Source organism: Streptomyces syringium (assembly GCF_017876625.1).
GTDB classification, from domain to species: domain Bacteria; phylum Actinomycetota; class Actinomycetes; order Streptomycetales; family Streptomycetaceae; genus Streptomyces; species Streptomyces syringius.
Map to the genome: position 1 here is coordinate 5966035 of NZ_JAGIOH010000001.1, position 13675 is coordinate 5979709.

The 13675-nt window shown below is 69.9% G+C and carries 11 protein-coding genes; 6 read left to right on the forward strand and 5 right to left on the reverse strand.

Going from position 1 to position 13675, the window contains the following annotated elements; all coding sequences use genetic code 11:
* Position 1: 1 nt before the first annotated feature.
* From JO379_RS26565 to JO379_RS26575, 3 genes are all read left to right on the forward strand, one after another.
* Entirely contained in the window at positions 2-1819 is a 1818-nt protein-coding gene (locus JO379_RS26565; protein WP_130881626.1) for an FG-GAP-like repeat-containing protein, read from the forward strand.
* A 663-nt stretch (positions 1820-2482) separates the two neighbouring features.
* Complete coding sequence (mgtA, locus tag JO379_RS26570) at positions 2483-5221, forward strand: magnesium-translocating P-type ATPase (RefSeq protein WP_209517284.1); 2739 nt, start codon at positions 2483-2485, stop codon at positions 5219-5221.
* 36 nt (positions 5222-5257) lie between these two features.
* A complete protein-coding gene (locus tag JO379_RS26575; protein ID WP_242626424.1) occupies positions 5258-6061 on the forward strand; it encodes an MgtC/SapB family protein in 804 nt (267 codons plus the stop codon).
* Here the strand turns inward: JO379_RS26575 and JO379_RS26580 are convergent.
* Complete coding sequence (locus JO379_RS26580) at positions 6048-6521, reverse strand: hypothetical protein (protein ID WP_209517286.1); 474 nt, start codon at positions 6519-6521, stop codon at positions 6048-6050. The two genes, JO379_RS26575 and JO379_RS26580, sit on opposite strands and share 14 nt — an antisense overlap.
* 816 nt (positions 6522-7337) lie before the next feature.
* Between JO379_RS26580 and JO379_RS26585 the strand changes: the two genes are divergently transcribed.
* Complete coding sequence (locus JO379_RS26585) at positions 7338-8063, forward strand: hypothetical protein (RefSeq protein WP_209517288.1); 726 nt, start codon at positions 7338-7340, stop codon at positions 8061-8063.
* Complete coding sequence (locus JO379_RS26590) at positions 8060-8605, forward strand: flavoprotein (protein ID WP_209517290.1); 546 nt, start codon at positions 8060-8062, stop codon at positions 8603-8605. Before JO379_RS26585 ends, JO379_RS26590 begins: the two co-directional genes overlap by 4 nt.
* A 22-nt stretch (positions 8606-8627) precedes the next feature.
* Here JO379_RS26590 and JO379_RS26595 read toward each other — a convergent pair whose 3' ends face one another.
* Together JO379_RS26595 and JO379_RS26600 are read right to left on the reverse strand one after the other, a co-directional pair.
* Entirely contained in the window at positions 8628-9179 is a 552-nt protein-coding gene (locus tag JO379_RS26595) for an RDD family protein (protein ID WP_209517292.1), read from the reverse strand.
* A 6-nt stretch (positions 9180-9185) separates the two neighbouring features.
* Positions 9186-9704 (reverse strand): DinB family protein, encoded by a 519-nt coding sequence (locus JO379_RS26600; protein WP_209517294.1) that lies wholly within the window; start codon positions 9702-9704, stop codon positions 9186-9188.
* Between the two features lie 148 nt (positions 9705-9852).
* Here JO379_RS26600 and JO379_RS26605 point away from each other — a divergent pair, with 148 nt between their 5' ends.
* Positions 9853-10707, forward strand: coding sequence for an NAD(P)-dependent oxidoreductase (locus JO379_RS26605; RefSeq protein WP_209517296.1), 855 nt, complete (start codon positions 9853-9855; stop codon positions 10705-10707).
* 85 nt (positions 10708-10792) lie between these two features.
* On the opposite strand, the gene JO379_RS26610 is transcribed toward JO379_RS26605, so the two are convergent.
* Entirely contained in the window at positions 10793-11560 is a 768-nt protein-coding gene (locus JO379_RS26610; protein WP_130881618.1) for a MerR family transcriptional regulator, read from the reverse strand.
* 102 nt (positions 11561-11662) lie between these two features.
* Positions 11663-13345 carry a DUF885 domain-containing protein gene (locus JO379_RS26615; protein WP_209517298.1) on the reverse strand — a complete coding sequence of 561 codons (1683 nt, stop codon included), beginning with the start codon at positions 13343-13345 and terminating at the stop codon, positions 11663-11665.
* Positions 13346-13675: the final 330 nt, after the last annotated feature.

Here is a 13675-nt window from a genome sequence, read left to right on the forward strand (position 1 = left end):
TTTGTCATCTTCCAGATGGTCCCGGACCCTCGCCGTGGCCCTGTGCATGGCCGCGTGCGGAACGACCGCCGTCGCGACCGCGGCGACCGCGGCTCCGGCCCCTCGTGACACGAGCGTCGAGAACTACTGGACCGCAGAGCGGCTGGCCGCCGCCAAGCCCGTCGAGGCGGGTCGCAAGGCGGCAGGGTCCGCCGGCAGGACCGCGGGCGCCCCCCGGTCCTCCGCCCCCGCGCTCGGCGCGCCCGCGCTGACGGCCGCCGCGGCCCCCTCCGGCACCCCCCAGGGCAAGTACGGCGACGGCATACCCATGGTGGGCACGTTCTTCGCCGCGGGCGGCCCGAGCGGCAACACCTACTGCACCGCGAGCGTCGTCCAGAGCGCGGGCCGCAACCTCGTCCTGACCGCCGGGCACTGCGCCAAGGGCGGGGTCAGCACCAAGAGCATCTTCATTCCGCAGTACCGCAAGGGGAAGGACGCCGCCCACCAGCCGTTCGGCGTCTTCCCGGTGCAGCGTGTCTTCACCGACCCGCGCTACAGCTCCAACAGCACCGGCGCCGACTCCGACCTCGACTTCGGCTTCATCCGCGTCGGCCCCAACGCCAAGGGCGCCCGGGTGCAGGACCTCACCGGCTCCCTCCGGCTGACCCCCACGCCCCGCTGGACCAGCACGGTCACGGTCACGGGCTATCCCGTCTCGAACAACCCCGACCAGCGGGCCATCAGCTGCACCGTGCCGACCAAGCGGCTCGCGGGCTACCGCCAGGTCGAGATGCGGTGCGGCGGCTACTACGGCGGCGTCTCCGGCAGCCCGTGGATCGCCAACTACGACGCCAAGTCCCGTACCGGCGACGTCATCGGCAACCTCGGCGGCTACTACGGGGGCGGCAACAAGGCCGGCGACCACTGGGTGAACTACTCCCCGGTCTACGACCGCCAGATCCAGGCCCTCTACCAGGACGCGGTCGCCGACCGTACGCCCGCCCGCGACGGCGGCGCCTACCGGCCGCAGTCCACGGCCAACCGGCTGCCCGGTGCCGCCTCGACCTGGCGGCACGCCAAGCACCTCGCCTCCGGCGACTACACCGGCGACGGGCGCGACGACCTGCTGACGCTGTGGAGCGACGGCGAGGTCAGCCTCTACCCCGGCGACGGCAAGGGCGGCTTCGGCTCCGAGAAGACGCTCGCCAAGGCGGGCAGCTTCTGGAGCCGCGCCGAGGCCGTCACCGCCGGCGACTTCACCGGCTCGAACCGCTCCGACCTGGTGGTGCGCTGGAACAACGGCAAGGTCAGCCTCTTCGCGGACGGCGACCCGGCGGGCTTCGGCAAGGAGTACACCCTCGCCCCGGCCGGCTCCACACCCTGGAAGTACGCCACCCAGATCACCGCGGGCAAGTTCAACTCCACGGACAAGGCCTCGGACCTCGTGGTCCGCTGGGCCGACGGCGGACTCAGCCTCTACCCGGGCGTGAGCTCCTCCGGGCTCGGCGCCGAGCGCCGCCTCGCGGACAAGGGCTCGTTCTGGAGGAACTCCATCGCCCTCGCGAGCGCCCAGCCCGCGGGCCAGGACCGTTCGAACCTGATGGTCCGCTGGGCCGACGGCTCGCTGGGCAGCTTCGCCCTCTCCGGCTCCGCGCTCTCGGGCACCCGCCTCCAGGCTCCCAACGCCTCCTGGCAGCCCGCCGTCATGGTCGCCGGTGACTTCACTACCGGCGGCCGCCGGGACGACCTCGTCGTCCGCTGGTCCGACGGCGAGTCCTCGCTCTACGACAACACCACGGGCTCGGCCCTCGGCACCTGGACCCCGCTGCTCACTCCCTGAGCCCGGCCCTCCTGCCCCCGGGGCGGCACCCGTCACCGCGATCGCGGCGGCCGGTGCCGCCCCGTCGCATTCCCCGGTCCATATCCCCGCGGCGGCCGCCCGGAATTTGCCCGCCTATTGCCTCCCCATGGACAGAACACCCGTCACGTATGGCAAGCTGGGTCTCGAAGGTGCCGCCCCCGGCCGCAATGCGCGTGAATATCCGCCGCGGCACCTGCGCTGTGTCCGTACGAGCGAGGAGGTGATCGGGATGACCAGTCGGAGTCCCGAGGGAAGTCCTCGCCACAGAATGCCGTTCGCGTCCCCGAACCGCTGACTTCGGACCCGCTGACTCCAGCACCGATCGTGCGGACCGGCCCGCCCGCCCGGGCCCTTCGGTGAACCGCTGCCCTTCGGCCCTTGCCGCGGGCGCTGTTGCGTGGTAACTCCCTTCACCGGCCTTTCCGGCGTTTCGCCCTTTCCTTTCACCGGCGCTCCGGGGTAATTCCGCCCCTGTCCGCCGGAAATACTTCCCGCGCATTCCGCTGCGCGTTCACCCGCACTTTTCCGTGCCGCGGCCGGGCTGCGCCATGCCGCGATTTCGCCATGTCGGCATCCTGCTATGACGCCATGCCGTCGTGCCCGTTTGCCCGTTTGCCCGTGTGCCCGGAGAGAGGTTTCGGCATGACCAACACCACCCTCACCCCTCAGAAGCTCGCACCGCCGGGCCGTACCCGCCGCGACCGCAAGGCCGCCGAAACGGAGGCCCGTACCCGCCTCGTCGGCGAGCGCCTCGCCGAGGTCAGCGGCCGCCCGGCCGCCCGGGTCCTGCGCGACGTCCACGCCACCGCCCAGGGGCTGCGGCACGACGAAGCCACCGACCGTCTGGAGCGGCACGGCGCCAACGTCGTCGCGCACGAGCGCGCCCCGCGCTGGTTCGTCCAGCTCGCGAAGGCCTACGGGAACCCCTTCATCCTCGTCCTCGTCGTTCTGGACGCCGTCATGCTCTGGCAGTGGCTCCAGGTCGCCGACACCGAGCCCTTCGACCCCGGCATCGCCATCCTCGGCACGATGGTGCTGGTCAGCGGGCTGCTGCGGTTCTGGCAGGAGTACCGCTCGGGCCGCTCCGCCGCCGCCCTGCGGGCCCTGGTCACCACGACCTGCGCCGTGGTGCGCCGGGCCGGCCGCGGTGACGCGCCGGCCACTGTCGAGATCCCCATGGACCAGGTCGTCCCCGGCGACATCGTCCGGCTCGCGGCCGGCGACCTCGTCCCCGCCGACCTGCGGCTGCTGACCGCCAAGGACCTCATGGTCAGCCAGGCCGCACTGTCCGGCGAGTCGCTGCCCGTCGCCAAGGCCGACACCCGGCTCCCCGACGACGGCCAGACCCTGACGAACGACCCGGTGGAGGCCGACAACCTCGCCCTGATGGGCACCTCCGTCACCTCCGGCGCGGCCACCGGCGTCGTCGTCGCGACCGGCCAGGACACCTACTTCGGCTCGATGGCCGGCTCCCTGGCCGGTGAGCGCCCGCAGACCGGCTTCGACACCGGCGTACGCAAGGTCAGCTTTCTGCTGATCCGCTTCATGCTCGTCATGGTCCCCGTCGTCTTCGCCGTCAACGGCTTCACGAAGGGCGACTGGGACGAGGCCTTCATGTTCGCGCTCGCCGTCGCCGTCGGGCTCACCCCCGAGATGCTGCCCATGGTGGTCACCACCAACCTGGCGCGCGGCGCGGTCGCCATGTCCCGGCGCAAGGTCGTCGTCAAGCGGCTCAACGCCATCCAGAACCTCGGCGCCATGGACGTGCTGTGCACGGACAAGACGGGGACGCTGACCGAGGACCGCATCGTTCTCGACCGCTACCTCGACGTGCGCGGCCAGGAGGACGGCGAGGTCCTGGAGTACGCCTACCTCAACAGCCACTTCCAGACCGGGCTGCGCAACCTCCTGGACCAGGCGGTCATCGACCGGGTGCTCGAGGCCGAGGAGGTTGTCGTCGACGCCCGCTTCACGAAGGTCGACGAGATCCCCTTCGACTTCGCGCGCCGGCGGATGTCCGTCGTCCTCGGCCGCAACAGCCTCGCGACGACCGGCCAGGCAGACGAGCACATCCTCATCACCAAAGGCGCGGTCGAGGAAGTCCTCGCCCTGTGCACGCACATGAGGGACGACGGGAAGCACGTGGCACTCACCCGTGAGCTGCGCCGCGAGGTGACCCGCACGGCCGAGGACAACAACCGGCAGGGCCTGCGCGTCCTCGCCGTCGCGACCCGCAGGCTCACCGCCGAGCGGACCGCCTACACCCTCGACGACGAGACGGGCCTCACCCTCATCGGCTTCCTCGCCTTCCTCGACCCGCCGAAGGCCGACGCCGCGGCCGCCCTCGGGGCCCTCGCCGACAAGGGCGTCGCCGTCAAGGTCGTCACGGGCGACAACGAACTCGTCGCCGCCCGGGTCTGCGCCGACGTCGGCATCGACGTGGGAGCCGTCGTCACCGGCCGCGAGATCGATGCCATGGACGAGCCGGAGCTGCGCGCCCTCGCCCGCACGACCACGGTCTTCGCCAAGACCAACCCCGTCCAGAAGGCCCGTATCGTACGGGCGCTCCAGGCCGAGGGCCACACCGTCGGCTTCCTCGGCGACGGCATCAACGACGCCGCCGCGCTGCACGACGCCGACGTCGGCATCTCCGTCGACTCGGCCGTCGACATCGCCAAGGAGTCCGCGGACATCATCCTGCTGGAGAAGGACCTGATGGTCCTGGAACAGGGCGTCGAGCAGGGCCGGACCACGTTCGGCAACACCATCAAGTACATCAAGATGACCGCGAGCTCGAACTTCGGCAATGTCTTCTCGGTGCTGGTCGCGAGTGCCTTCATTCCCTTCCAGCCGATGCTGGCGATCCACCTGCTGGTACAGAACCTCGCCTACGACATCTCGCAGCTCGCCACGCCCTGGGACCGGATGGACCCCGAGTACCTGCGCAAGCCGCGCACCTGGGACGCCAAGGGCATCGCCCGCTTCATGCTGTGCATCGGCCCGATCAGCTCCCTCTTCGACATCGTCACCTTCCTGGTGATGTGGAACGTCTTCGGGGCGGACAGCGAGGCACACCAGACGCTCTTCCAGTCGGGCTGGTTCATCGAGGGCCTGCTGTCCCAGACCCTGATCGTGCACATGATCCGCACCCGCAAGGTCCCCTTCATCCAGTCCCGGGCCTCGGCTCCCGTGCTGGTCATGACCGGTCTGGTGATGGCGCTCGGCATCTTCCTGCCGTTCTCGCCGCTGGCGTCCGCGCTGTCGATGGAGCCGCTGCCCATGGGCTACTTCCCGTGGCTGATCGGGATCCTGCTGACGTACTGCGCGCTTACGCAGCTGGTGAAGACGTGGTACATCCGGCGGTTCAGCACCTGGCTGTGATCAGCCGACAGTACAGTGAAGAGGAGGGTGTGAAACATGGTCATCGTCAACGAGTGGCACATGGCGGCCAACATCGCGGCCGGACTGGGATTCGGCGCGATCATCGGCCTGGAGCGCCAGTGGCGCTCCCGGATGGCGGGCCTGCGTACGAACGCGCTGGTCGCGGCCGGATCGGCCCTCTTCGTGCTGCTCTCCCAGTACGGCTTCGCCGACGCGACGAGCACCACCGGCTACGACGGTTCACGGGTCGCCGCACAGATCGTCTCCGGCATCGGCTTCCTCGGCGCGGGCGTCATCATGCGCGACGGGCTGAGCGTCCGCGGCCTCAACACCGCGGCCACGCTGTGGTGTTCGGCCGCGATCGGCGCCCTGGCCGGCACGGGCCTGTACGTGGTCGCGGGGCTCGGCACGGCGGGCGTCGTCGGCGCCAACACCCTGCTGCGCCCCCTGGCCCGCGGCCTCGACCGCAAGCCGCGCGGCGGCTCGGAGGTGGCCACCGACTACTACTTCGAGGCGGTCTGCACCGAACCCGAGGAAGCCCACGTCCGCACCCTCCTCGTCCAGTCCCTGGCCCGCCCCGGCTTCCGCCTCCGCTCTGTCCACAGCGTTGACGCGGAGGCCCCCGGCAAGGTCACCGTCGCCGCCGAACTCACCACGGAGCGCCGCGACGACAGCCTCCTGGAAGAAGCGGTCAGCCGCCTCTCCCTGGAACCGGCGGTCTCGGCGGTGAGCTGGACGGTCCTGCACGGCCCCGACGACTCGGACGAGCCGGACGAGCCGTCCAGCTACGAGAACGGACGCCGGGGGCGGCGGGTGCGGGACTTCTTCACGGGGCGCTGAGGCGGGCGGCCGGTGGCCGTGTCGCCTTCCCGGCCAGGCGTCGACGAGCGGTGTCCAGTGCCTCGCACAGGTCGTCTGTGGTGGTGAGAGTCGTCGGCGCGTGGACGGTGTGCGGGACGATCCACAGGCGGTTGCCGAGGTACCTGCCCGGGGAGGGCGCGAGGAGTTCCCAGCCGGGTGGCTGCACGGTGACACCGCGCGTCCCGGCGAGGCGGTAGGCGGTGCCGAGGGGGAGCGGAAACCACACGGTCCGCTCGGCGCCGCTCATGAGATACGGGCCGATGTGGTGCCCGTCCGCCCTGAGTTGGGTGAGGGCGGCGCATGCCAGACCGAAGCGGATCTGCGCGAGGTCCCACCGGGTGCCGACGGTGAGGGGTGTGGGCCGGGCGGCCTTCCAGTGGGCGGTAGCGGCCCGGGGGTCGGTGGCGGCCTGCGCCAGCCATTGGGTCATGTCGGTCACCGGGTCGTCCCTCCAGCCGCGAGGTGTGGACGCGGCGGGGTGCATTTTCTGGCCAGAAACATCATGGAACCAGGACACCGCTGGACGAGAGGTCAGACCAGGCCGGACCTGAGGACGTTCGCAGGACATTTCGCAGGACATTCGGCCGGTGCCGCAGCGGTTTTCTGGCTACGTTGGGTGGTACGGCACATGCGGAGGTAGCTCATGCCAGGCCAGCCGGGTAACCCGCTCTTCGTACGCGCACGCGTGGCGCGGGGGATACATACCCAGGAGGACTTCGTTGACGGCTTCGCAAGCATGGCCGGTCAGCTGGGGTTCAAGCTGACGATCTCGGTCCGGCAAGTTCGCCGTTGGGAGTCCGCGCGGCCAGGTTGGCCCCACCCAGCCACACGGGCGGTGTTGCAAGCGCTTCTCGAACGACCTGTCGAAGAGTTGGGCTTCAACAGACCGGCCAGTAGGTCTGTGCCTGCGGTTCCCGGTGGGACGGCGCTGGGTGGGCCGGTGAAGAGGCGTGACTTCGTGATGTACTCGCTGGCCGCAGCCAGTGTGGTGGCTGTTCCCGCTTCCCCCGAGGAGCTACTCGATCACACGGCTGCTGATCCTATGGACCGGCTGCGGGATGTCCTTACGGGCACGATTACTTGCACCACGGATCCGAGCACTCCCAAGGCATTGGCTCGGGCAGTCGCCTCGGCGAAAAGACAGGTGCAGGGGTGTCGTTATGCGCAACTGGCCACGAGCTTGCCGGGGCTCCTCGTCGAACTCGAGCCCCCGCGCGCTTCGGCCGGTGATCAGCACGAGGTTGATCGTGTCGCCGTGGATGCCTACCACGTAGCGGCTTCGCTCCTCTTGAAAAACGGTGACGCGGCTTCCGCGTGGGTTGCAGCCGAGCGCGCGATGGCAGCAGCCCGCCGGACCGAGATCCCGGAGGCTGTCGCAGCTGCGTCGCGCATCCTCACCCACGCGGTGTCTGCGGTCGGGCACCGTCGGCAAGGTGTCGGAGTAGCTGTCAGGGGAGCGGAGCAGATCGCCGATGCCGTGGCCAGGTCCAACCCTGACACGGTCGCGGTCTTCGGAGCTCTGCTCCTCCGTGGAGCGTGGGCGGCATCTGCTGCGAACGACCGGGACACCGCCACCGCACTTCTTAAGGATGCCGGGCGCGCCGCCGAGCTGCTGGAGGAATCCAATCGGCACTGGACTGCCTTCGGGCCGAACAACGTATCGCTTCACAGGGTGTCCATCGCACTCACTCTCGGAGACGCGGGTAAGGCGCTAGCAGAGGCCCGGAACGTGAATGTCGAGGCACTGGCGGTCGCGGAGCGCAGAGCTGTCTTCTGGACCGACGTAGCCCGAGCCCTTCATGCCTGCGGGCGAACTGAGAAGGCCACTGCGGCTCTTCTCGCAGCAGAGAAGCAGGCGCCGCAGGAGGTACGGTCGCGCACGGTGGTGCGAGAACTGATCGGAGATCTGCTGATGCGTGATCGTGGCGGGCGGGTACCGGTGTTGCGTTCCCTGGCTTCACGGGCGCAGGTGACGGTATGAGTCGCCATGTGCTGTACGTCATCGTCTGCGCCGCAGGCCCGGCAAAGGATGCGGCGCGGTTGGTGACGGCTGCAATACATCGCGGCTGGGAGGTGTGCGTCATCGCCACCCGGGCGGCCGTCGAGGGTGAGTTCCTCGACCTCCCGGCGCTGGAGGCCTCGTCGGGGCACCCCGTGCGGAGCGACTGGCGGCGGGCGGGCGAAGAGAAGCGCAACCCGCCGGCGGACGCGGTCGTCGTGGCGCCGATGACGATGAACACGGCCAACAAATGGGCAGCCGGGATTGCCGACACCTATGCGCTCGGGCTCATCGCGGAGGCGGTCGGTCTGGGGCTGCCTGTGGTCGCCCTGCCGTTCTGGTCGACGGCCCTGGACAGCCACCCGGCCACGCAGCGCTCGGTGACAACCCTGCGTAGCGCCGGGGTGCGCGTGCTGTACGGCGAGGGGGAGTGGCTGCCCCACGCCCCCGGGACGGGGAATGAGCGGCGCCGGTCGTATCCATGGCACCTTGCGTTGGACGTTCTGCCTCCACAAGAGAGGTGACGCCGCGACGCGGTCAGTCAGATCAGCGCAGGTCCTTGCTGCGTACGTACCGCAGCCCCCACGCGTCCTCGTACGGGTCGCCCTCCGCCCCGACCAGGCTCCGCAGCGGCTGCATCGGGAGCCAGGTCAGGCCGAGGAGCCAGCGTCCCGCCGTCTGCCAGAAGCGCGGCCGCCCGGCGTCGGCCTCGCGCACCACGCGTGTCATGAGCAGGAACTTGCCCACGGTCGTCCGGAATATCACGGCACCCAGCACGTGGTGGACGAAGGACAGTCCGAACACGCATACGGCGACGTAGGCCCAGAAGACGCCGACCGGCTTGTCGTCCGCGAGCTGGTGGGCGAGACCGAAGCCGGCGAAGAGCGTGATGGATCCGTCGATCAGGGCAGAGAGCATGCGGCGTTCGTCCCCGACCGCCTCGGGGACGAGCGGAGGCTGCGGGTACGGCTGCGGGGGCTGCTGCTGGGCGTACGGGTGCGGATACGCGTGCTGCTGTGCGTACGGGTGCGGCTGTGCGTACGGCGGCTGGGGAGCGTACGGCTGGTTCGGGTGCTGCTGGCGCTGGTAGTCGATCACGGGCCGCTATCCTGCCGCATCACTGTGAGTGCGTGATTCCGGTCCCCGCTTCAGGGTCTGCTCACGCAGGATGTCGCTGTGGCCGGCGTGCCGGGCGAATTCCTGGATCATGAGCAGGTAGATCCATCGCAGGCTGACGGTGCCGAAGAGCGGGTGCTCCCGGGTGGCGTCGAGGTCGATGCCCGCGGCGATCGTCCGTGCGCGGTCGCCGGCGCGCTCGAATTCGGCGATCACGTCGGCCACCGTCTCGTCGTCACTGACCTCGAAACTGGCCTCGCCCACCATCGCACCGTCGCACTCGGAGTCCGGCAGCCCTGCCAGCACACGCTGGAACCAGTTCCGTTCGGCGAACGCGGCATGCTTGACCAGCCCGATCGACGTCGTCATGGACGGGACGAGACGTTGGCGAGCCTCTTCTTCGGACAGTCCGCGCACCGTGTCGATCAGCTCGACCCGATTGTGGTCGAGCATGTACTCGAGCAGTTGGCGCTCGGGGCCGACGGTGGTGCGAGTCGGGTTGATCATGGCGTGTGTATCCCTTCGGCCTCAGAACTTCCTTGACCTCGACTTTGGTTCAGGTTCTAGCGTGACGCTCACGCAGCACCGCAACCGGGGAGAGAGCGACTTGATGAATACAGCCTCAGGCTCAGTACGAACCGATGCCCAGCCGGCCGTGACCGTGATCGGCCTGGGCGAGATGGGCTTCGCACTCGCCGGCGCCTTTCTGGACGGCGGGCACCCGACCACGGTGTGGAACCGTACGCCGGAGAAGGCCGACCCCCTGGTCGCCAAGGGGGCCGATCGGTCCGCGACGGTCCGCGACGCCGTTGCCGCCAGTCCTCTGGTGGTCGTCAGTGTGCAGGGCAATGCGACGGCCCGCGCGGTCCTGGAATCGTCGGGCGACGTGCTGTCCGGCCGCTCCGTGCTCAACCTTACCGATGGGACATCCGAAGAGGCCAGGGCCGTGGCCGAGTGGGTCGGGGACCAGGGCGCGCGGTATCTCCATGGGCAGATCATGACGATCGCTCCGGGCATCGGGGGAGCGGAGACGGTGATTTTCTACGGCGGTTCCCACGCTGTCTTCGACCACTTCCGTCCCACGCTTCAGCTCATCGGTGGCCGGGGAACGCTGATCTCGGCCGACGCAGGTATCCCGGCCCTGTACGGGATGGCCGTGCACGGCACGATGTGGGGCGCGCTCAACGGATTCCTGCACGCGGCCGCCCTGCTGTCCAGCGAGGGCATCGAGGTGCGGCGGTTCCTGGACGACGCCGGACCGTCCGTGGCCGCGCTGCTGGCGTCCTTCCCGGGGATCGCCGACGAGGTCGACCGAGGTGAGTACGCGACGCCGTACGGAGCGCTCCAGCACCACCGGCCCTCGGTCGAGGACCTCGTCCGCGAGAGCCGGGCGCGGAACATCGACGTCGAATTCCCCGGTTACACCCTGGGCCTGGTGAACAAGGCCGTGGAGGACGGCCATGCCGATGACAGCTACTCGCGCCTGGTCGAGCACTTCAGGCAGCGTTGATGCCCTGAGCTGCGCCGAAGGGGTGGGCGCCGGGCGCTGCGGTCCCCCGATCCGCAGCTCCCGGCGCGGCGATGTGAGGTGTCGGTCAGTTCAGCCGGGCGTCGGCGTAGACGACCATCGCATCACGCAGGTAGCCGGCCAGCCCGTCGGCGATCTTGTCGTAGTTCGCGCGGAACCGGGGGTCGTCGACGTAGGTCCGGCCCAGGCCCTTGTACGCCTCCGCGTTCGGGGTCCAGAAGCGGCAGACGCCCCGGTAGTGGGTATCCACTTCGGCCTGCACCGCGGGATCGTCGACCGGTGTGCCGGCGACCATGAACTCCGCCAGGCGGATCATCTGCGCCGTCACCTCCCGCTGCCAGCGTTCCGTGTCCTCGTCGGTCATCGTCTCGACGGCCTGCCGGGACTCCGCCCAGGCCTCGGGCCACCGCTCCCGCACCTCGGCATCTTCCTCGGCGGAGGAGGGCTCGAAGCCCTCGAAAAGGTTCTCCGGCCTGTTGATCTTCGTCATGGCGTTGTTGTCCTTGCTTTCCTCCAGTTCGGCGATGGTGCGGCCGACCGTGCGGGCGAGCGTCTCCAGCCGGTTCCGCTCCGCCAGCAGCCGCTGGTGGTGCTCGCGGAGCACCGCCACCTGATCGACCTGGCTGTCCAGGACCGCCTGGATCTCGCGCAGCCCCAGGTCCAGCTCCCGCATCAGCAGGATCTGCTGCAACCGCAGCAGATCGGCCTCCTCGTAGTAGCGGTGCCCGTTGGCGCCGGTCCGCGCCGGCGGCAGCAGGCCGATCTCGTCGTAGTGCCGCAGCGTCCGGGACGTCACCCCCGACATCCGGGCCACCTCCGCGATCGACCAGGTCATAGCCCTGCTCCTCCATCGCCGGGCCGGTGTTTCCGGCCACACCCAAGACCGTAGAAGTTGACGCAACGGCAACCGCAAGTGAAAACCGGCTCAGCCGAAGTGTCAGAGCCGGGACAGCTCGTCCACCAGGTCGTCGAGGCCCAGCGGTCCCTGGGAGAGGGCCGCCATGTGCCAGGCCTTGGCGTCGAAGGACGCCCCCCGCGCCGCGCGGGCGTTCTCCCGGCCGCGCAGCCACGCCCGCTCACCCAGCTTGTACCCGATGGCCTGGGCCGGCCGCGAGAGATAGCGGGTCAGCTCGCTCTCCACGAACGCCGCCGGGCGGCTGCTGTGCCGGCCGAAGAAGTCCTGCGCCAGCTCCGGGGTCCAGCGCTCGCCCGGGTGGAAGGGGGAGTCCGCCGGGATCCGCAGTTCCAGGTGCATGCCGATGTCCACGATGACGCGGCACGCGCGCATCATCTGCGCGTCCAGATAGCCGAGGCGGCGCTCCGGGTCAGGCAGGAAGCCCAGCTCGTCCATGAGCCGCTCCGCGTACAGCGCCCAGCCCTCCAGGTTGGCGCTGACCTTGCCCACCTTCGCCTGGTAGCGGGAGAGGCGATCGGCGACGTGCACCCACTGCGCCATCTGGAGATGGTGGCCCGGCACGCCCTCGTGGTACCAGGTGGACACCAGGTCGTAGACGGGGAAGCGGGTCTGGCCCATGGTCGGCAGCCACGTGCGGCCGGGGCGGGAGAAGTCCTCCGACGGGCTGGTGTAGTACGGGGCGGCGGCCGAGCCGGCGGGGGCGATGCGGGACTCCACCGCCCGCAGGGGAGGGGCGAGGTCGAAGTGGGTGCCGTCCAGGGCCTCGATCGCCTCGTCCATCAGCTGCTGCAACCAGACCCGGGTCTCCTCGACCCCCTCGATGTGGCTGCCGTGCGCATCGAGGTGGGCCAGCGCCTCCCAGGGGCCGGCCCCCGGCAGGATCCTGCCCGCCTCCGTCTTCATCTCGGCGAGCAGCCGGTGGTATTCGGACCAGCCGTACGCGTAGGCCTCGTCCAGGTCGAGGTCCGTGCCGTTGAAGTAGCGCGCCCAGCGGGCGTACCGCTCCCGTCCCACGGTGTCCGGTGCGCCGTCGATCGCGGGCGCGTAGGCGTCCCGCAGCCAGTCGCGCAGTCCGGCCACCGCGGCCGTGGCCTTGGCGGCGGCGTCGTCGAGTTCACGGCGCAGGGAATCCGGCCCCGCCGCGGCGAACTCCTGGAACCAGCCGCGGTCCGCACCCACCCATTCCGTCAGTTGCCCGATGACGGTCCGTACGGCGCGCGGACCGGCCGGCAGCTTCCGCTCCAGCCCCAGGGCCAGTGACGCGCGGTACCCGGCCAGAGCCACGGGGACGGCCCGCAGCCGCGCGGCGACGGCCGCCCAGTCGTCCTCGGTCCCGGTCGGGGTCACGGTGAACACCGTGCGCACACCGTGCACGGGAGAACTCAAGTTGTTGACGTCCCGCAGCCCCTCCTCGGCGTCGTGCACGGCGAGTTGCGCCGTGAGCCGCTCCCGCAGCAGCCGCCCGCAGCGCCGTTCCTCGTCCTGCCCGGCGCCCGGCAGCCGCTCCGCTTCGGTGAGCCGGCTCAGCGTCGCGCGGGAGAGGGCGGCCACGGCGTCCCGCCCGGCGGGGGAGAGGTCGGGGAGGAGGCGGGAGCTTTCCGCGACTCCCAGGTACGTGCCGGTGATCGGGTCGAGGTCGATGAGGGCTTCGACATGGGCGTCGGCCACCTGGCGGGGCAGCGCGCCGTTGGAGGTCTCTGGCATGCCGACATCCTGGTACGGGCGGAGGGTTCGCGTCACTGGCGCGTCGGGGCGCTCGGCCGGTGGTCGCGAAGGCCCGCGTCGGGAATGCGGAATGACGCCATCCGAATTCCCTGGCGGGTCTTGCGGGGGCCGGGGATTCTCGAAAATTTCGGTGGGCCGAATTTCGCTCGCGAGACACATCGAAGAACCCCTCTCGACGTGCGTAATGGCGAGATAAAGGCCCTGGGCGGGAATCTATCACCTACCCGTGACTTTGCCTGGACTTGACTATGTGCCAGGTGTCAACAAGCCCGATGTCGCGGGCTGTACCGTCGGTAGCAGCGTCGATGT